The 18,768-nt window shown below is 65.4% G+C and carries 15 protein-coding genes, 3 pseudogenes and 1 riboswitch; of the genes and pseudogenes, 10 read left to right on the forward strand and 8 right to left on the reverse strand.

All coding sequences use genetic code 11. The annotated features are described in order from the left end of the window. Window positions 1–13 precede the first annotated feature (13 nt). From H3V53_RS16430 to H3V53_RS16445, 4 genes and pseudogenes are all read left to right on the forward strand, one after another. Complete coding sequence (locus H3V53_RS16430; protein ID WP_336598838.1) at window positions 14–925, forward strand: ABC transporter permease; 912 nt, start codon at window positions 14–16, stop codon at window positions 923–925. Next, window positions 922–1,969 (forward strand): annotated as a pseudogene (locus H3V53_RS16435) (ABC transporter ATP-binding protein). Before H3V53_RS16430 ends, H3V53_RS16435 begins: the two are co-directional and overlap by 4 nt. 36 nt (window positions 1,970–2,005) lie before the next feature. Then, the gene (locus H3V53_RS16440) at window positions 2,006–2,833 is read left to right on the forward strand and encodes a phosphodiesterase (RefSeq protein WP_336598839.1); all 828 of its coding nucleotides are present in this window, start codon (window positions 2,006–2,008) and stop codon (window positions 2,831–2,833) included. A 236-nt stretch (window positions 2,834–3,069) separates the two neighbouring features. Further along, window positions 3,070–4,278: an MFS transporter gene (locus H3V53_RS16445; RefSeq protein ID WP_336598840.1), complete on the forward strand. Its 1,209-nt coding sequence runs from the start codon at window positions 3,070–3,072 to the stop codon at window positions 4,276–4,278. A gap of 10 nt (window positions 4,279–4,288) precedes the next feature. Here the strand turns inward: H3V53_RS16445 and H3V53_RS16450 are convergent, their stop codons facing one another. The 5 genes from H3V53_RS16450 to H3V53_RS16470 all read right to left on the reverse strand — a co-directional run bounded on the left by H3V53_RS16450 (window position 4,289) and on the right by H3V53_RS16470 (window position 6,557). Continuing rightward, on the reverse strand, window positions 4,289–4,720 hold the full coding sequence (locus H3V53_RS16450) for a response regulator (protein ID WP_054924842.1): 432 nt from the start codon (window positions 4,718–4,720) through the stop codon (window positions 4,289–4,291). Between the two features lie 26 nt (window positions 4,721–4,746). Further along, window positions 4,747–5,391, reverse strand: a complete 645-nt coding sequence (locus H3V53_RS16455) for a response regulator transcription factor (RefSeq protein ID WP_336598909.1) — start codon at window positions 5,389–5,391, stop codon at window positions 4,747–4,749. 106 nt (window positions 5,392–5,497) lie between these two features. After that, window positions 5,498–6,043, reverse strand: a complete 546-nt coding sequence (locus H3V53_RS16460; RefSeq protein ID WP_336598841.1) for a ferritin-like domain-containing protein — start codon at window positions 6,041–6,043, stop codon at window positions 5,498–5,500. Between the two features lie 96 nt (window positions 6,044–6,139). After that, window positions 6,140–6,301 carry a DUF1328 domain-containing protein gene (locus H3V53_RS16465; protein ID WP_012400904.1) on the reverse strand — a complete coding sequence of 54 codons (162 nt, stop codon included), beginning with the start codon at window positions 6,299–6,301 and terminating at the stop codon, window positions 6,140–6,142. Window positions 6,302–6,380: 79 nt separating this feature from the next. Further along, complete coding sequence (locus tag H3V53_RS16470; protein WP_082427194.1) at window positions 6,381–6,557, reverse strand: DUF1328 domain-containing protein; 177 nt, start codon at window positions 6,555–6,557, stop codon at window positions 6,381–6,383. A 181-nt stretch (window positions 6,558–6,738) separates the two neighbouring features. On the opposite strand from H3V53_RS16470, the pseudogene H3V53_RS16475 reads away from it, so the two are divergent. Then, window positions 6,739–8,192 (forward strand): annotated as a pseudogene (locus tag H3V53_RS16475) (sensor histidine kinase); the annotation flags it as partial. Window positions 8,193–8,609: 417 nt separating this feature from the next. Further along, window positions 8,610–8,747 (forward strand): entericidin A/B family lipoprotein, encoded by a 138-nt coding sequence (locus H3V53_RS16480; RefSeq protein WP_054924844.1) that lies wholly within the window; start codon window positions 8,610–8,612, stop codon window positions 8,745–8,747. A 234-nt stretch (window positions 8,748–8,981) separates the two neighbouring features. Here the strand turns inward: H3V53_RS16480 and H3V53_RS16485 are convergent, their stop codons facing one another. Beyond that, a complete protein-coding gene (locus H3V53_RS16485) occupies window positions 8,982–9,770 on the reverse strand; it encodes a DUF4397 domain-containing protein (protein WP_336598842.1) in 789 nt (262 codons plus the stop codon). Between the two features lie 364 nt (window positions 9,771–10,134). Between H3V53_RS16485 and H3V53_RS16490 the strand changes: the two are divergent. Continuing rightward, a pseudogene (locus H3V53_RS16490) lies at window positions 10,135–12,164 on the forward strand (2,4-dienoyl-CoA reductase FMN-binding domain-containing protein). Window positions 12,165–12,506: 342 nt separating this feature from the next. Here H3V53_RS16490 and H3V53_RS16495 read toward each other — a convergent pair. Next, window positions 12,507–13,424: an EamA family transporter gene (locus tag H3V53_RS16495; RefSeq protein WP_336598843.1), complete on the reverse strand. Its 918-nt coding sequence runs from the start codon at window positions 13,422–13,424 to the stop codon at window positions 12,507–12,509. A 409-nt stretch (window positions 13,425–13,833) separates the two neighbouring features. Further along, a complete protein-coding gene (locus H3V53_RS16500; RefSeq protein ID WP_336598844.1) occupies window positions 13,834–14,295 on the reverse strand; it encodes a hypothetical protein in 462 nt (153 codons plus the stop codon). 363 nt (window positions 14,296–14,658) lie between these two features. Then, window positions 14,659–14,786, forward strand: a riboswitch (TPP riboswitch). A 106-nt stretch (window positions 14,787–14,892) separates the two neighbouring features. Between H3V53_RS16500 and thiC the strand changes: the two genes are divergently transcribed. From thiC to H3V53_RS16515, 3 genes are all read left to right on the forward strand, one after another. Beyond that, window positions 14,893–16,824, forward strand: coding sequence for a phosphomethylpyrimidine synthase ThiC (gene thiC, locus H3V53_RS16505; RefSeq protein WP_336598845.1), 1,932 nt, complete (start codon window positions 14,893–14,895; stop codon window positions 16,822–16,824). 282 nt (window positions 16,825–17,106) lie between these two features. After that, window positions 17,107–17,319 (forward strand): glycine zipper 2TM domain-containing protein, encoded by a 213-nt coding sequence (locus tag H3V53_RS16510; RefSeq protein WP_054924852.1) that lies wholly within the window; start codon window positions 17,107–17,109, stop codon window positions 17,317–17,319. 397 nt (window positions 17,320–17,716) lie between these two features. After that, on the forward strand, window positions 17,717–18,472 hold the full coding sequence (locus H3V53_RS16515; protein ID WP_336598846.1) for a hypothetical protein: 756 nt from the start codon (window positions 17,717–17,719) through the stop codon (window positions 18,470–18,472). Window positions 18,473–18,768 lie beyond the last annotated feature (296 nt).

Raw genomic sequence — 18,768 nt, forward strand, 5'->3', positions numbered from 1 at the left:
TGATGACACCCGCATGAATTCCGTCGTTCGAACTGCCCGCGCGCCGAACCTGCCACACAGGCGCGCGCTCACGCTGCCCTCGCTGCCCGCGTGGCTCGCAGCGGGCCAATGGCTCGTCACGCTGCTCCTCTGTGCGTTCCTGATCGTGCCCGTCGTGATGTCGATTCTCGCGGGCCTCACCGTCAACTACTTCCAGGGCGTGGCAAGCGGCCTGACGCTGCGCTGGCTCGGCCAAGTGTGGACGCAGTATCACGCGTCCGTCTTTCTGTCGCTCGAAGTCGCGCTCGCGACGCTCGCCATCACGCTCGTGACGGGCGTGCCCGCCGGCTATGTGCTCGCGCGCAGCCAGACACGGCTGTCGCGCATCGTCGAAGAGTTTCTCGTGCTCCCCATCGCGTTGCCGGGACTCGCGTCGGCGCTCGCGCTGCTCGTCGTGTACGGCGGCTTCACGATGTTCCGCACGAGCGTCATGTTCATCATCGCCGGCCATGTGGTGTTCACGCTGCCGTTCATGGTGCGCGCCGTCGCCGCCGTATGTGCCAGTTCCCGTTTGCGCACACTCGAAGAAGGCGCGGCAAGCCTGGGCGCGGGATTCTTCACGCGCTTCGTGACGATCGTGCTGCCGAACGTGCGGCCAGGCATCGTCGCGGGCGCGCTCGCCGTCGTCACGCTGTCGATCGGCGAATTCAACCTGACGTGGATGCTGCACACGCCCGAAACGAAAACGCTGCCCGTCGGCCTCGCCGACACCTATGCGTCGCTGCGCATCGAGATCGGCAGCGCCTATACGATTCTCTTTTTCATCATGACGATGCCGCTCCTCGTCGCGATGCAATGGCTCGGCGTCGATGCGACGGGCCAGCGCAGCATCCGAAAGAAAACGCGCGCGAGCGCCGCGCCAACCAATCCTCCCGACCAGCCATGAAACTCGCCTCCATTCCCATCACGCTGACGCGCTGCGCGAAGACGTTTCGCGGCACGCGTGTGCTCGAGCCGCTCGACCTGTCGATCGGCGCGGGCGAGTCGCTGGTGCTGCTCGGCCCGTCGGGCTGCGGCAAGACGACCACGCTGCGCATGATCGCCGGCCTCGAACAGCCGGACACGGGCGGCCGCGTCGCATTCGGCGACGAAGAGGTCACTGCGCTGCCCATCGAGAAACGCCAGGTCGGCATGGTGTTCCAGAGCTACGCGCTGTTTCCGAACCTGACCGTGCGCGGCAACATCCACTACGGGCTGAAGATCAGGCGCGTGCAGGCGGACGTGGCGAAAGAGCGCGTCGACGAACTGCTCGCGATGATGCGTCTGACCGATCATGCGGACAAACCCGTCGATCAACTGTCGGGCGGCCAGCAGCAGCGCGTCGCGCTGGCGCGCGCTGCTCGCGCTGCTCGCGCTGCTGCTCGACGAGCCGCTGACTGCCCTCGATGCGCGCTTGCGCGATACGCTGCGCAGCGAGATGAATGCGCTGTTGCGCGAACTGGGCATCACAACCGTGTATGTGACGCACGATCAGGCGGAGGCGATGGAACTGGGCGACCGCATCGTCGTGATGAGCGCGGGGCGTATCGAGCAGATCGGCACGCCGCGCGAGATTTACTATCGTCCGGCAAACCGCACCGTTGCGCAGTTCGTCGGCACGATCAACCGCGTGTCGGGACAGGCGCGCGACGGCAAGCTCGCGACGACGGGCGGCGTGATCCCGCTGCCGTCGACGCACGCGACGCGTCTTTCGCCGCACGACGACGAGGTGTTTTTCCGGCCCGAGGACGCCTGGCTCGCCGATCCGCAGAGCGCACAATTGCGCGGTATCGTGGAAGCTGCCGCGTTCCTCGGCGAACGCACGCGGCTCACGATTCGCGAGGCAGCACCCGACGATCTGATCGTCGATGTCGCGGGACGCATCGAGTTGGCGCGCGGGACGCCCGTCGGCATTTCCATCGCAAAGGAAGCGTTGATTGCGCTGGCCTGAACGGACGACGCGGACACATTGAAACAGGATGACGACATGCTAATAGCCCAGATCAGCGATCTCCACATCAAACGGCCAGGCGCACTGGCCTACAAACGCGTCGACACGGCGGCGTATCTCGCGCGCTGCGTCGAGCGTCTGAACGCGCTCGATCCACGCCCCGACGCGGTCATCGTGACGGGCGATCTCGTCGATCAGGGCGAGCCCGAGCAATATGCGCATCTGAAGGCGCTGCTCGCGCCGCTCGCCATGCCCTACTACCTGCTGGTCGGCAATCACGACGACCGCGCGGCCTTGCGCGCCGCATTCAATGATCGCGAAGAACTGCATGCGGGCGGCGAGTTCGTGCAGTACGCGCGCGACATCGGTGAACTGCGCCTGATCGCGCTCGACTCGATGGTGCCCGGTCAAAGCGCCGGCCTGCTCTGCGATGCGCGTCTCGCATGGCTCGAAACGCAACTCGAAGCGGCAGGCGGCAAGCCAGCCATCGTCGCGCTGCATCATCCGCCGTTCGCCTCCGGCATCGGACACATGGACGCCCTGCGCCTCGAACCCGCGTCGGCCGACAGGCTGAAAGCGCTCGTCGCGCGCTATCCGAACGTCGAGCGCGTGATGTGCGGCCATGTGCATCGCCCGATGTTCGTGCGTTTTGGCGGCACGATCGCTTCGGCCGTGCCCGCGCCCGCGCATCAGGTCGCGCTCGATCTGCGCGATGACGCCCCGTCGGCCTTCATGATGGAGCCGCCCGCGTTCGCGCTGCATCGTTATGACAGCGCGAATGGCGTCGTCACGCATCATGCCTATGTCGATGCGGCGGACGGCCCCTATCCGTTCTATGAGCCCGAAGGCACATTGATCGGCTGACGGATCGGCTGACGGATCGACCGACTGATCGACCGACTGATCGACTCACGGCGGCGGGCGTGCCGCATCGAACCGGACAACACGCGGACAACACGCGGACGAAAACGCGAACGACGCGCGAATGAAGCGCAGACGGAACGCGGATGCGCGCGGCGGACGCCAGCAAAAAGCGCCCCGCTCCGGTATGATCGGCACGCTCGATCCTCTCCCGCTGGCGCCGCGCCGGCCGCCGCATCATGTCCACACCCACTGCCGATACCGCCGCGTCCGACCGCTCGCTACGCGGCCTGCTGCTGTTGCTCGCGACCATCGCGGGCGTATCCGTCGCGAACATCTACTACAACCAGCCGCTGCTCGACGACTTCCGCCAGTCGTTTCCGCACAGCGCCGCATGGATCGGCGTGGTGCCTTCGGCCACGCAGCTCGGCTACGCGGCGGGCATGCTGCTGCTCGCGCCGCTCGGCGACCGCTTCGACCGGCGCCGGCTGATCCTGCTGCAGATCGCCGGTCTGTGCGTCGCCCTGCTGTTCGCGGCCGCCGCGCCCAACCTGATCGTGCTCGTGTTCGCGAGCCTCGCGATCGGCGTGCTGTCGACCATCGCGCAGCAAGCCGTGCCCTTCTCCGCCGAGCTCGCGCCGCCTTCGCAGCGCGGGCACGCGGTCGGCACCGTGATGAGCGGCCTGTTGCTCGGCATCCTGCTCGCGCGCACGGCGGCGGGTTTCGTCGGCCAGTACTTCGGCTGGCGCGCCGTGTTCGGCGCGTCGATCGTCGCGCTGATCGGCCTCGCCGCCGTCATCCTGTCGAAGCTGCCCAAAAGCCAGCCGACTTCGACGCTCGCCTACGGCAAGCTGATCGCGTCGATGTGGCATCTCGCCGTCGAACTGCGCGGGCTGCGCGAAGCATCGATGACGGGCGCCTTGCTGTTCGCGGCATTCAGCCTGTTCTGGTCGACGCTCGCACTGCTGCTCGCCGGCCCGCCGTTTCACTATGGGCCGCAGGCGGCCGGGCTGTTCGGCATCGTCGGCGCCGGCGGCGCGATGGCCGCGCCCCTCGCGGGCAAATTCGCCGACCGGCGTGGGCCGCGCGCGATCGTCTCGCTGTCGATCGTGCTCGCGGCCATCTCGTTCGTCATCTTCGCGCTGTCGGGAGCGAGCGTCATCGGGCTGGTGATCGGCGTGATCGTGCTCGATGTCGGCGTGCAGGCCGCGCAGATCTCGAACCAGTCGCGCATCTACGCGCTCAACCCCGAGGCGCGCAGCCGCGTCAACACGGTGTACATGGTGTGCTATTTCATCGGCGGCGCGGTGGGGTCGGCCGTCGGTGCGTTCGTGTGGCCGCTGTTCGGCTGGGTCGGCGTGAGCATCGCCGGTCTGCTGTTCGTCGTGCTCGCGGGGCTCAATCACCTGCGCGGCCAGCCCGAACCGCTTGCGGCCGCCGCCGACTGAACGGCGCGCGTCAACGCTCTTCCAGACGCGCCTGCGCGTATTCGTGCAGCGCGTCGATCACGCGATCGAACTCGAACGACTTGTCGTAGAAGTGCCGCACGCCGTACTGCAGGCAGCGCTCGCGATACGCGGGCAACGCGTGATTGGTGAGCACGGCGGCAAACGTCGAGTCGATCAGCCCTTCCTTTTGCATGTACGCGAGCACGGGCACGCTCGATCCGCCTTTGAGCTGCAGATCCACGATCACGGCGTCGAACGCCTCGCCGTCCAGCAGCGCGATAGCCTCGTCGGCGGATTCGGCCTGCGCGGCCACCTGCATCGCGCCCGACGCGTCGATCGCCTCGACGATGCTGCGCCGGATCAGCGGCGAATCCTCGATCAGCAGCACACGCAGCGGCGCGTGGCCGGATGTGTGGTGTGCGGTGGCGGAATCGGCGTTCATCGGTGGCGTTCCATGCTCGCGTGCCGTCAATCGATCAGGCCATTCTTGATCGCGTAGTACGTCATGTCCGCGTTGTTCGTCATACGCATTTTTTCGAGCACGCGCGCGCGATACGTACTCACCGTCTTCACGGACAGATGCAGTTCGTCGGCGATATCGGTGGGAATCTGCCCGGACGCGAGCTTGCAGAAGATCTGGAATTCGCGCTCGGACAACTGTTCGTGCGGATGCGCGGCCGACGGTTTGTCGAGGCTGTTCGCGAGCGTGTCGGCGACGGCCTCGGACAGATAGCGATGGCCGCGCGCCACGGAGCGGATCGCGCGAACGATCTCGTCGGGCTCGCAGTCCTTGTTCAGGTAGCCGTTCGCCCCGGCGCGCAGCAGATTGATGGCGTACTGGCTCTCCGGATAGCCGGAGAGGATCAGCACGTTTTGCTCGGGCCGCATTTGCCGGATCACGCGCAACGTGTCGATGCCGTTCTTGTCGGGCATCGCGATGTCGAGCAGAACGACGTCGAACGGCTCGCCGTCCGGCTGCTCGCGCACGAGCCGGATCGTTTCGTCGCCCGTCGACGCTTCCGCCGCGACACACATGTCCGGCTCGTCGGCGACGAACTGCCTGAATCCGCCTCTGACGATGGCGTGATCGTCCGCAATCAATACCCGGATCATCGCAATGTTCGACATGGTATGACCATCCAGGCTGCCCGCAGCAGGCAAGCGGTGCGCAAGCGCGTGCCGCCCGGCGCAACGGCTGCAGGCAGCCGCTATGAACGGCTTATTCCCGGCCCGCCAGCAGATCGGCCATATCGTCCGCGTGCTCTTCCTCGACGGCGAGAATCTCTTCGAAGATGCGGCGCGTCGTGACATCGCCATCGCCGAGATAACGGATGATCTCGCGATACGTATCGATCGCGATGCGCTCGGCAACGAGGTTTTCGCGGATCATGTCGGTGAGGTTTTCGCCCTCCCTGTACTCGGAGTGCGAACGCGCCGTCAGGCTGTCGGGCGCGAAATCCGGCTCGCCGCCGAGCTGCACGATGCGCGCGGCAAGCGTGTCGGCGTGCTCCTGCTCTTCGTTCGCGTGCTCGAGAAACTCCTGCGCAACGGCTTCCGAATTGATGCCCTTCGCCATGAAGTAATGACGCTTGTAGCGCAACGTGCAGACCAGTTCCGTCGCGAGCGCCCCGTTCAGCAGTTTGAGCACGGTGTCGCGATTCGCGCCGTAGGTCTGCGTGACGGGGCCTTCATCCATATCCTTGCGCGCCTGCGCGCGAATCCGTTCGACGTCCATCACGAACTCGCCTTGAGATGACTTCGACATTGACTGACTCCTTGATCCGGTGTGGTGGAAAACGCGTGCGCGCCGTCGTCTCCAATGCGCGATCCGCCGCGCGCGCGTTGGGGTGTAATGCTTTCGCTAGGTTCGGAACACGCCCAACAGCAGCGTGACGACGAACACGACCAGAAAGATGTAGAACAGAATCTTCGCGATTTCGGCCGCGCCGGCCGCGATGCCGGTAAAGCCGAACACAGCGGCGATGATCGCGATCACGAAGAAAACGAGTGCGTAATGCAGCATGCGGACGCTCCTTCCTGTTTGAGCGATGTGTCATCGCGGGTCCGTTGATCCGTGGCGGATAGATTGCCTTCGCGCTCCGCTAATCGACGATCTTCTTCGTCACGACGAAGCCGAGCACGAGGAACACCACGCACAGGATCAGGAACACCACGAACAGGAACTTCGCGATCGCCGCCGCGCCTGCTGCAATGCCCGTGAAGCCGAGCAGCCCTGCAATGACGGCAATCACGGCGAAGAACAACGCCCACTTGAGCATGATGGCAACCTCCCTGATGGATCGTGAACACCCATCGTACGGAGCAGTTTGCGTACCCGCATTCCGGCGCGCGCTGTTTTTTCTGTGGGAATCCGCCGACAGCGGCTTTCGGCGGCCCGTCGGCGGGGATGGCTGAACGCAAAGGCGCCCCGCGACGCTACACTGTCGATGAGTTCATCGCATGGAGACTGCCGTGTCAGGCGCAGCCGCAACACGACTCACGACAACGCTGACAGGCTGGATGCACGAGCGCAGCTGGGCGATCGCGATGACAGTGGCGATCGTCATCACCTGCGGCGGTCTCGTCATTCTGGAATCAGCGCGGCAACGCATCGCGTCGGAATACGAAGCGGCCCTCGAAGCGCGTGGCGTGAGCGCGCAGCTGGGCGATCTCGGCGCGCAGCTCGCACAACTGCAAGCGCACGAAAGCCGCTTTCTTCTGACCAGGAATCGCGCCGATGCGCGCGAGTTCTGCACGAGCGCCGCCGCTATTCGCCGCGCCCTCCGTTCGCTCGATGCGTATTTCGGGCGCGCCGCCGACGGCGCGGAACTGGCCAGCTTCACGCAGATTGCCGCGCTGATCGATGCGCGCATCGGCAACGGCGTGCAGACGTTGCAGCAGGCATCGCCCGATCCAACCGGCAATGCGGCGGCGCTCGCGGCGTGCGGCGCACCGGCCGCAGCGGGACATCCCGGCGCAAGCGATGCGAGCGCAGCCAACGCGCGCTCGACGACGAAGAGCGTGTGCTGCTGCGCGACAACGAGGAGCGCCGCGCGCAGCGCGCACTCGACGCGAGCCGCGCCGACCAGCGCGTGTCGACGCTGGTGGCAGCGGGTCTGTCGGCTCTCAACATCGTGCTGTTCATTCTGCTGTTCCGCAATCTCGGCATTCAGCTCGACAGCCAGGCGCGCGCGCAGAAGCAGTTGATCACGCAACAGGAAGAACTCGATCAGCTCGTCAACGAGCGCACGCGGCAACTGGAAGCGCTCGGCTGGCACCTGCAGGCGGTCAGCGAAAACGAAAAGACGCAGCTCGCGCGCGAGTTGCACGACGAACTCGGCGCGATTCTCACGGCGAGCAAGATGGATGTCGCGTGGGCGCGGCGCAAGCTGCAGGACACCGACCCCGCCGTCGCCGACAAGCTCACGCGTGCGCTCGCCACGCTCGATCAGGGCATTGCCCTCAAGCGCCGCATCATCGAAGACATGCGGCCAACGGTGCTCGCGAATTTCGGTCTCGTCACGGCGCTGCGCACGCTCGGCGACGAAGCGGCGCAGCGCAACGGCTGGACGCTCGACCTGCAACTGCCCGCCGACGACATCCAGCTCGACGAGCACACGGAAATCGCGCTCTTTCGCGTCGCGCAGGAATCGCTCACCAACGCGGCAAAGTACGCGCGCGCAACGCAGATCACCATCGGCCTTGCCAAGGGCGACGGCGAGGTGTCGCTGCACATCGCCGACAACGGCATCGGCATCATGCCCGCCGACCTGACGCGCACGCATACGCATGGGCTGATGGGCATGCGACAGCGCGTGGCCGCCCGCGGCGGCCGCTTCGAGATCCGTCGCGGCAACCTGCGCGGCACCGATATCCGTGTCGTGCTGCCCGTGGCCAACGCGCCGGACGCGCCGGACGCTTCTGCACACGTCAAATCGACGCTCGATGAGCCCGGCCTTAAAGCGCCCAATGAAGTGCGCAATGAAGCCCCCGAAAAATCCCCCGATAAAGCCCTCGACACTGACCCGCATGCAGGGCCCGCGCCCATCGTGCGCGGCTGACTCGATATTGAGTCGATATTTCGTGATGCTTGCGACACGGGTTGCCGCGTAGGATTGCGCCGACAAGAAAATCGTCGCGTCTCTGACAGCGTCGCGGCAATGCCTCTCTTACCATGGAATCAGACCGGATCGGCTGGCGCGATGCCCCGGTCGGACGACCAGGACGCGCGCGCCGGAGTAGCCAACAAACACGCGCCAATGCATGACCTGAACGACCTGCGCGCGCATCGACCGGATGCATTCATCGAACAACCTGCTAGGGAGAGACTCATGACACGATTCATCGCACTCTTGCTGCTCGCCGGCACGACGCTGCTGGCCGCCTGCAACACCATGGCGGGCGCGGGCCAGGACATATCGAAGGGCGGCAACGCGATCACCAATTCGGCCGAGAAGCATTCGGACTGATTTCGCCTTCGTACAGCCGCGTTCATAACGCTGCTTTCATACTGCTCAACAGGCTGATTCGAATTCCACATGTCGCCGCCGCGTCTCACGCGGCGGCATTTTTTTTCGTCACGCCGCTCGCGGACGCAAACACGCGACAGATACATCGCGCGCAAACAACAGAACGGCGGCTCACGTGAGCGAGCCGCCGTGCCATCCCCCTGATGCTGCGTGGCGTTTTTCTCGCGTTTTTTCTTATTGGCCGTTCAACGTGTTGGTCAGCTCGAGCGCCGGCTGCGAGGTGTTGCCGCCCTGCGCGACCAGCAAGTGAATCTGGCCGGGCAACAGCTGGCTCAACGCGCCGCCGATCGGTACCGATGTCACGAGCCAGTCGGCGTTGTTCGCGAGAGCGAACGAGTTCGACTGGAAGATCGGTGTCTTGCTTCCCGCCGCCGTCGCGATCAGGACATACGTGCCGCCCGACACATAGATCGAGTCCTGACCGCTCGCGGGCACCGCGTTCTTGAACGACACGCCCGCCATCGTCGGGCTGATGCTCGCGATGTTCGTGTTGTTCGCGGGCACCAGATACAGGTCGAGGTTGCTGGCGTTCACCGAGGCATTGAACCCGCGCACGCGCGCACTGCCCGACAACAGCCCCTTGTCGAACGGATCATCGATCAGCCCGATGTCCGGCCCCGACGCGCCCGGCACGGCGATCACCGTGTACTCGTGGCCCTTGGCGACGTCGGAGAACGCACCGCTCGCAAGCGCCGCCGTGGTCCCCGCCGGCGCGTACCCGACCGACGTCTGCCCAGTGTTGATGTTCGCAAAGTTCGTCACGTTCTTGTATGCGATGTTCTTCTGCAGCGCCGCGCCGTTGACGAGAAAGTCGACGGTCGGGCCGCTCGGAATCGCATGCACGAAGTGGATCAACGGGTTCTGCAACCCGAGTTCTTTGCCCACGTCGTTCGAGCTTCCGCCGCACGCCGACACGAGCGCGACGACGCCTATCAGCGCCGCCATGGTCCGGATAACCTTCATTTGCCACCTCTCCCTGATTGGGCTCGAGCCCGTTGATCTGCGACGCGCCGCCCGCATCCGTGCATCTGTCCGGCGTTGACGTTAGTGGTGTCGTTGTGCGCCGGATGGACGCGCGGAGGCGTCGCTGGCGACGCGCCTTTTTTGTCCGCGATGTCGGCGAGCACGCTAAAACGGCGGCTTGCACACGTCGATTGGACGACTGCGGTCAGCAATCGTCGTGCCATCGCGCTTACTTCTGATGATTCGCGAACAATCCGGCGCCGGACATAAAGGAATTGAAAGGCGATTAGAATTTTTCTTCGGCGGTTTTGCGGGTGCGCGCGTGTATCGTTCGAGCGCGTCCCAACTTTACATGGTGGCTTGCATGTCTTACCCGCGGCTCTTGTCCGAACTCGACCTCGGCTATACGCGCTTGCGCAATCGCGTCGTGATGGGCTCGATGCATACGGGCATGGAAGACCGCTTCTGGAACTATCCGAAGCTCGCCGCGTACTTCCGCGAGCGCGCGAAAGGCGGCGCGGGTCTCATCATCACGGGCGGTATTTCCCCCAATCGCGAAGGCTGGCTGCTACCGTTCGGCGGCACGCTGAACTCGGTGTTCGATCTGCACAATCACCGCAAGCTCACTCAGGCCGTGCACGACGAAGGCGGCAAGATCGCGCTGCAGATCCTGCATGCGGGACGCTATGGCTATCAGCCGCTCGTCGTGTCGGCGTCCGCGCTGAAGTCCCCCATTTCGATGTTCAAGCCGCGCGCGCTGACGCTCGCCGGCATCGCGAAGACCGTGCGCGCGTACGCGCGCTGCGCGCGGCTTGCGCAACGCGCCGGTTATGACGGCGTCGAGATCATGGGCAGCGAAGGCTATCTGCTGAACCAGTTCCTGTGTCCGCGCACCAACCGACGCGACGACGCGTACGGCGGCAGCCTCGCAAACCGGATGCGGCTCGCGCGCGAGATCGTCGAGGGCGTGCGCGCCGCGTGCGGCGAGCGGTTCATCGTCGTGTACCGGATGTCGCTGATCGATCTCGTCGAAGGCGGCAACACGTGGGATGAAACCGAGCAGATCGCGAAAGCACTCGAAGCGGCGGGCGTGACGATGTTCAACACGGGCATCGGCTGGCACGAGGCGCGGGTGCCGACCATCGTCACGTCGGTGCCGCGCGCCGCGTTCGCGCCGTTGACGGCGCGTCTGAAAGCGGCCGTCGGCGTGCCCGTGATCGTGTCGAACCGCATCAACACGCCCGAGGTCGCCGAAGCGCTGCTGGCTGACGGCGTGGCCGATCTGGTGTCGATGGCGCGGCCGCTGCTCGCCGATCCCGACTTCGTCATGAAGGCAGCCGAAGGACGCGCCCATGAGATCAACACGTGCATCGCGTGCAATCAGGCGTGCCTCGACCACACGTTTCAGAACCAGCGCGCCACATGCCTCGTCAATCCGCGCGCGGGCCGCGAGACGGAACTCGTCTACCGGCCGCTCGCCGCGCATCAGAAGCCGCGCGCCGTGGCCGTGATCGGCGCCGGGCCGGCGGGACTGTCGGCGGCGAGTGTGGCGGCTGCGCGCGGGCATCGCGTGACGCTGTTCGATGCGGCCGCAACCATCGGCGGTCAGTTCAATCTGGCGATGCGCATTCCCGGCAAGGAAGAGTTCAGCGAGACGATCCGCTATTTCGGCAGCCAGCTCGCGCGGCATGGCGTCGACGTGCGTCTGTCGACGCGCGTCGATCCCGCGCTCATCGCCGCCTCGCGCTCGACGACGTGATCGTCGCGACGGGCATCGTGCCGCGCCGTCCCGCGATTGCGGGCATCGACGGACCCAACGTGCTGTCGTATGTCGACGTGCTGCACGGCGTGCCCGTCGGGCGGCGCGTTGCGGTGATCGGCGCGGGCGGCATCGGGTTCGACGTGTGCGAGTTCCTGCTGCATCGCGCGGACGAGCCGCTACCGCTGTCGCGCGACGCATGGGCGGACGAATGGGGCGTCGATCTGTCCGTCAGCGGGCGCGGCGGCCTGAAGACGCCGCGCCCGTGCGTTCCCGTGCGCGAGATCTGGCTGCTGCAGCGCAAGACCGGCAAGCTCGGCGCGAGCCTCGGCAAGACCTCGGGCTGGGTGCATCGCGCGGCGCTCGCGCGCAACGGCGTGGCGATGCTCGACGGGCTCACGTATCGGCAGATCGCGCAGCGCGGCCTGCTGATCGCACGCGAAGGCAGCGAGCAGTGGCTCGATGTCGACACGATCGTCGTATGCGCGGGGCAGGAGTCGCTGCGCGACCTCTACCCCGCTGCGCCCGCCGCCGACGGGCCGCGCTTTCATGTGATCGGCGGGGCGTCGCTCGCGACGGAACTCGATGCGAAGCGCGCGATACGCGAGGGCGCGGAACTGGCGGCGCGGTTGTAGTGGCTGCCTGGCGGTGCTTGCTGGGCGGCGCGGCGTGACGATGGCGCGCCCGATGAGGGTCACCGACGTGTGGTTAAGGCCCGGTTGAGGCGCGTGATCGCGGACGACCGCTGCATGATGATGCGCCCGATGGCGACGACCGGACGTGCGGTTGGGACGCAACCGAGGCGCGTGATGGCGGACGATCGCCCCGAGAAGATATACCCGATCCCGTGCCGTTGCGGAACGATTGAAGGAAGCTGCCGATACCCTGCCGTCGCGGCTCGCTACTTCGCGCGGCCGACACGCAACGCGACGAGCCGCTGCATCACCGCCCCGCCCCCATGCGCGCCCGCAAGCGGATCAGGCCTCGCCGCGCCGCCGGTAATCAAACCAGAACGACAGCCCGACGCTCACCAGAATCACGCAGGTCGCGATCACGGTCGCGCGTGTCACCGGTTCGCCGAGCAGCACAGCGCCCAATGCCACCGCGACGACCGGGTTCACGTACATGCAGCTGCTCGCGATGATCGGGCTGGTGTGCCGGATCAGGAAGCCATACGCGACATACGCGGCCATCGTGCCGACCAGCATCAGATACAGAAACGCGAGGACGGGCAGGATGTGAACGTCCATCATGCGCTCGCCCGAAATCCACGCGACCATCGTCGAGATCGCGCCGCCCAGGCCGATTTGCAGCGATGTCGACAGGAACAGGTCCGAAGGCAGCGTGAGGCGCGACGCCAGATGCGCGCCGCCCGCCCAGAACAACGCGCCGCACAGAATGGCAAGACTGCCGCCCGCCGAGCCCGCTGTCTGGTCGCCGTGACTGAGGATCGCGATGCCGACCAGCCCCAGCCCGACGGCGAACCACTCGCCCTTTGCGATCTTGCGCCCCGCGATCGCCGCGATGACGGTCGCGAACAGCGGCACGGTCGCCACCATCACGGCCGCCGTGCCCGTGCCGACCGTGCGCATCCCGTACGCGAGCATCCCGCTCGACAGACCGACGAGCATTGTGCCGACCAGCCCCGCATTGCGGATCTCGACGAGCGGCGGCCACACAGGTTTGCGGCGCATCGTGAAGATGAACAGCCCGACGCCCGCGAAAAAATTGCGCAATCCCGACATCAGCAGCGGCGGAAACGAACCTAGCGCGACGTGCACGGCCAGATAGGTCGAGCCCCATACGATATAGACGACGCCGAGCGCGAGCGCGATCTGTCCGCCGTGGGACTGCGGCAGGCGAAACGGGAAACGGCCGGGGAGATGGAACGCCACGTCAGACCGCCCATGCCGGCGACGGGCCGGCAGCCCCGCTGAACACCCACAAACGGAACGGCTGGCGCCGCATCGGCGACGCGGCATCGGTGGTCAAGCGGGCGGGCATGGCAGTAGAACGGTAAAACGGGAGTTGAACAGCCGTCGGACGACAAGGGAAGCGTCTGGGATAGTGGCGCGAATTGATGGCTATCGTGATGCAGAACGCAACAACGGCAGCCAACGGACGCGAAAACCGCGCCGCCGTGCATTATGCAGTATCTGGGCAACGCTTCGGCAAGAGAATCGTAACTTTCGTAGCAAGGCAGCCGAAAACGGGCGATAGACCGATGCCCGTCCCCGCACGCCTGAACAAAGGTGGATAAACCGCGCGTCGGTCGCCATCCAGCCGCCAACCGACCGTCGAGACTCAGTCGTAACTGAGCATCACGGTCACCGCGCGCTCGGCCGCCGCGCCGCTTTCGATCGACAGCGTGCCGCCCGCGCGTCCCATGCTGAATGCCGCGCCCGTCTGCGCCAGATGGCGCGCGTTATCGGAGAAGCGCGTTGTCAGCGTGCGCGGCGCGGCGATGCCGCCTTCGGTGTTCACGAACACCGACACTTGCGCCGCCGTCGGTGTGTCCGGAGCCGGGGTGAACGTCACATCGATTGCCGAAGCATTCGGGTCCATCGATCGCTCCGTACGGAATCCTTGCGAATGGCGCGTGACGGGCGTCGCTGCGAATCCAAACGACGGTGCGACGATCGCACCGGCGAAAGTGATCGTGCCGCCCGACGCGAGAGTTTGCGCGCCCACCGCGCACGGCACGCATGCGCCCGCCGTCGCGGCCAGCACGGCCGCCGCGCCACGTGCCCATTTCGATGTCGTCATGTCTCTTTCCTCATGCATCGTTTTGATTAGGTTTCCCGATAATCAGACTGCCTTTGCTATCGGTAACGGCACGCGGCGAGCGATCTTGAATCCGCCTTACATCGACGTCGTCACCGTCACCGCCACCGCCACCGCCGCGGCCACCGCCACCGCCACCGCCACGGCTACCTCGAGAATAAGGCATTCCCCTCATTAATGAGATAACCGATTGCGTCAGCAACGGCACGTGCCCGAAAACCGTCATGATGCTGAAAGCCTCGTGCGACACGGCTTTTCCGCCGACCCGCCCGCGTCTCGCCCGTGCGCTCTCCGTCAGTTTCGAGATAAGTTGCCAAACCCGGCCCAGCCAGGGTATCGTGTGCGCTGCTAACGCGGGGGTCCTGCGTTGTGCGTCGCCGGATACGAATACGGCACCGCACGGCGTGGGTGAGAAATACCCTTTGAACCTGATCTGGATAATGCCAGCGCAGGGAAGCGTTCGGGCTCGCCGCTTTACCTGCCGTACTGCATCACCTTACTCGCGCGAACCCGGTCCACTTCCCCTCCGTCTCGTTCTCCTGCGTAGCTGTAACGCCCCACAATTGCATGGAGAGACGCATGAACGCCAACCCGAAATTCATTTCCGCGGACGCGCACGTCGACGAAGCTGCCGTCGCACCGCTGCCGAACTCGCGCAAGGTCTACGTGACCGGCTCGCAACCCGACATCCGCGTGCCGATGCGTGAAATCACGCAGTCCGACACGCCCACGGGCTTCGGCGGCGAAAAGAATCCGCCCATCTACGTGTACGACACGTCGGGTCCGTACACCGATCCCGACGCCAAGATCGACATCCGCGCGGGCCTGCCCGCGCTGCGCCAGGGCTGGATCGAAGCGCGCGGCGACACGCAGGCGCTGCAGGGGCTCTCCAGCGACTACGGCCGCGAGCGCGCCGCCGATCCCGCCACCGCGCAGCTGCGCTTTCCCGGCCTGCATCGCACGCCGCGCCGCGCGCAGCCCGGCAAGAACGTCTCGCAGATGCACTACGCCAGGCGCGGCATCATCACGCCGGAAATGGAATACATCGCGATTCGCGAGAACCAGCGCCGCGCCGAGTATCTGGAAAGCCTGAAGACGAGCGGCCCGACGGGCGCGAAGCTCGCCGCGATGATGGGCCGCCAGCATCCGGGCCAGGCATTCGGCGCGTCGGCATTCGGTCCGAACGGGTTGAACGAAATCACGCCCGAGTTCGTGCGCGAAGAAGTCGCGCGCGGCCGCGCGATCATTCCCGCGAACATCAATCACCCGGAAAGCGAGCCGATGATCATCGGCCGGAACTTCCTCGTGAAGGTGAATGCGAACATCGGCAACTCGGCCGTGACGTCGTCGATCGGCGAGGAAGTCGACAAGATGACGTGGGCGATCCGCTGGGGCGGCGACACCGTGATGGATCTGTCCACGGGCAAGCACATCCATGAGACGCGTGAATGGATCATCCGGAATTCACCCGTCCCGATCGGCACGGTGCCGATCTACCAGGCGCTCGAAAAGGTCAACGGCAAGGCCGAAGACCTGACGTGGGAAATCTTCCGCGACACGCTGATCGAACAGGCCGAACAAGGCGTCGACTACTTCACGATCCACGCGGGCGTGCGCCTGCAATATGTGCCACTGACGGCCAACCGGATGACGGGCATCGTGTCGCGCGGCGGCTCGATCATGGCGAAGTGGTGTCTCGCGCATCACAAGGAAAGCTTCCTGTACGAGCACTTCGAAGACATCTGCGAAATCATGAAGGCGTACGACGTGAGCTTCTCGCTCGGTGACGGCCTGCGCCCCGGTTCGATCTACGACGCCAACGACGAAGCGCAGCTCGGCGAGCTGAAGACGCTCGGCGAACTCACGCAGATCGCGTGGAAGCACGACGTGCAGGTGATGATCGAAGGTCCGGGCCACGTGCCGATGCAGCTCATCAAGGAGAACATGGACCTGCAACTGGAATGGTGCGACGAGGCGCCGTTCTACACGCTCGGACCGTTGACCACGGACATCGCGCCGGGCTACGACCACATCACGTCGGGCATCGGCGCGGCGATGATCGGCTGGTTCGGCACGGCGATGCTGTGCTACGTCACGCCGAAGGAGCACCTCGGCCTGCCGAACAAGGACGACGTGAAGACGGGCATCATCACGTACAAGCTCGCCGCGCACGCCGCCGATCTCGCGAAGGGCCATCCGGGCGCGCAGGTGCGCGACAACGCGTTGAGCAAGGCGCGCTTCGAGTTCCGCTGGGAAGACCAGTTCAATATCGGCCTCGACCCGGACAAGGCGCGCGAATTCCACGACGAAACGCTGCCGAAAGATTCGGCGAAGGTCGCGCATTTCTGCTCGATGTGCGGCCCGCACTTCTGCTCGATGAAGATCACGCAGGACGTGCGCGACTTCGCTGCGAAGGAAGGCATGAGCGACACCGACGCGCTGAAAAAAGGCATGGAAGTGAAGGCCGTCGAGTTCATCAAGAGCGGCGCGGAGATTTATCAGCGTCAGTGACGGTCGACGTCCGGCGCGCACGACGCTTCGTGCGTGTCGCGATCAGAGTAGCCCGCCCCGTGGAGGCGGGCTTTTTTGCGCGCGGTTTTACCGCATCGCGCGTGCGGCCATGTTGTTTTTACGGCCGTCGCAATCGTTCGAAAACGCGAAACATTTGATTACGAAACCGACACTTTACTGACAAGCCCACACAAACAGAAACGGACCGCGGCGATACCATGAAATCACCTTGAGCGGGAGCGCAACATGCGAATCCCGCCGATAAAACAGGGAGTCGCAACCATGAAAACATTCCATCGAATCGGTGCGCTGACGACGCTGGTGGCTGTGGTGGCAAGTCTGGCCGCCTGCGACGGCATGACCACACGGCAACGGGATACGGCAATCGGCGCGGGTGTCGGCGGCGCGGCGGGTGCGGCGATCGGGGGCAATGCGCTGTCCACGCTGGGCGGCGCGGCCGTCGGCGGCGTGATCGGCAACCAGGTCGGCAAGTAGTTGGCGCATTCACGCCCTGCTTGAGGTTTCGCCCCGCACCGCAGGCACTGACCCCGACCACGCCGACGGCCTGGCAAAGCCGGCCTCAGGATTTGCGCCCGGCAAGTCGGCCCGGCAGGTCGATCACGCAGAACATATACGACAAATCGCCATCGAGGCGATGCGGCAAACGGACCCGGACATCGCGCGAGCGGCGACGCAGACCCGACGTTTCGGAAGCCGAAGGGAGATGGGCAGAGTCCGGCGCGCACGTACGCGCCGGACATGTCCTGCAGCACGTCGCCCTGAAATAAGCGGTTACCACTTTGTGAGGTGAGCCGCGAAATGCTGACGTAAGCTCTTTAGATAACGTGAATGCGCGACGCGCATGCGGCGGCGCGCGATAGAGGAGCACGTCATGAAACCGCTCGATGCAACGCTGCGCGTCGCCAGCGCCGTTGCAATGCTGGCGCTGTCGGGAGCGCTGTCTGGTTGCTATTACTACTCTCCCTACGGCTACTATCCTGGCTACTACGGCTACTACGCCGGGTATCCCGCCGTGCCGACGGCGGCTACGCAGCAGGAGATGCCCATCGGATCGGGCGACCGGACGCAGGCTCCCGTGCAGGAACAGTTTACGATGCCCGACGGGACGTCGCCCGATGGCCAGCCACCCGCCTATGACCTCGCGCCCGCGCAGCCGGCGCCCGCCTACGGCGCGCCTGCGTACTACCCCGTCGCGTGGAGTCCCTACGCGTACCCGTACCCCTACCCTTATCCTTACTACGCGTATGGCTGGCCCGGCTTCTGGTGGCCGTCGGTGACGTTCAGCTTCGCGTTCTTTGGCGGCTGTTGCGGGCACGGCTATTACGGGCATTACGGACACTACGGCTACTACGGCCACTGGGGTCATTACGGATACTGGGGCGGCGGACATGGCAGCTGGGGCAACGGTCATGGCTACTGGGGCAATGGTCACGGCTACTGGGGCAATGGTCACGGCGCCTGGGGCGGAAGCACGCACGCGGGCTGGGGCGGTCACGGCGGCAGCTATGGCGGCTATGGCTACTCGGGCGGCGGTCACAGCGCATGGGGCGGCGGCGGCTGGGGCGGCGGCGGGGGTGGTCGCGCCTGGACATCGGGCGGCGGACACGGCGGCGGCCGTTCACACTAGTTCCCAGTGAATCGCGGGCGCGTCGCCTGGCGGGCGGCGCCTCGATGGGCAGCGCGCGCCGTCGATGAATGCGCGCAACGGGTTACTACGTTCGCGCGGAAGCTTACGAACGCCAAACATTCTACTTACAGCAAGCGCAAATGCGTGCGCTACGAACAACGCCCCGCCTCTATTCCCGCAACAGCCTTCTTCGTTTTCCCTGCTTGACGGAAATCTCCAGCGCTCTATGCTGGCGGTTGCCAGTGCAACACCTGTTTAATTGCGTGATCCCGCGCCTCCCGCGCTCGCGTCGCACG

It is taken from the genome of Paraburkholderia bengalensis (assembly GCF_037126505.1).
In the GTDB taxonomy this organism is placed as follows: Bacteria; Pseudomonadota; Gammaproteobacteria; order Burkholderiales; family Burkholderiaceae; genus Paraburkholderia; species Paraburkholderia bengalensis.

Coding starts and splice junctions, on each gene's coding strand:
- H3V53_RS16430 (WP_336598838.1), top strand. CDS start 14: ATGAATTCCGTCGTTCGAACTGCCCGCGCGCCGAACCTGCCACACAGG.
- H3V53_RS16440 (WP_336598839.1), top strand. CDS start 2,006: ATGCTAATAGCCCAGATCAGCGATCTCCACATCAAACGGCCAGGCGCA.
- H3V53_RS16445 (WP_336598840.1), top strand. CDS start 3,070: ATGTCCACACCCACTGCCGATACCGCCGCGTCCGACCGCTCGCTACGC.
- H3V53_RS16450 (WP_054924842.1), bottom strand. CDS start 4,720: ATGAACGCCGATTCCGCCACCGCACACCACACATCCGGCCACGCGCCG.
- H3V53_RS16455 (WP_336598909.1), bottom strand. CDS start 5,391: ATGATCCGGGTATTGATTGCGGACGATCACGCCATCGTCAGAGGCGGA.
- H3V53_RS16460 (WP_336598841.1), bottom strand. CDS start 6,043: ATGTCGAAGTCATCTCAAGGCGAGTTCGTGATGGACGTCGAACGGATT.
- H3V53_RS16465 (WP_012400904.1), bottom strand. CDS start 6,301: ATGCTGCATTACGCACTCGTTTTCTTCGTGATCGCGATCATCGCCGCT.
- H3V53_RS16470 (WP_082427194.1), bottom strand. CDS start 6,557: ATGCTCAAGTGGGCGTTGTTCTTCGCCGTGATTGCCGTCATTGCAGGG.
- H3V53_RS16480 (WP_054924844.1), top strand. CDS start 8,610: ATGACACGATTCATCGCACTCTTGCTGCTCGCCGGCACGACGCTGCTG.
- H3V53_RS16485 (WP_336598842.1), bottom strand. CDS start 9,770: ATGAAGGTTATCCGGACCATGGCGGCGCTGATAGGCGTCGTCGCGCTC.
- H3V53_RS16500 (WP_336598844.1), bottom strand. CDS start 14,295: ATGACGACATCGAAATGGGCACGTGGCGCGGCGGCCGTGCTGGCCGCG.
- thiC (WP_336598845.1), top strand. CDS start 14,893: ATGAACGCCAACCCGAAATTCATTTCCGCGGACGCGCACGTCGACGAA.
- H3V53_RS16510 (WP_054924852.1), top strand. CDS start 17,107: ATGAAAACATTCCATCGAATCGGTGCGCTGACGACGCTGGTGGCTGTG.
- H3V53_RS16515 (WP_336598846.1), top strand. CDS start 17,717: ATGAAACCGCTCGATGCAACGCTGCGCGTCGCCAGCGCCGTTGCAATG.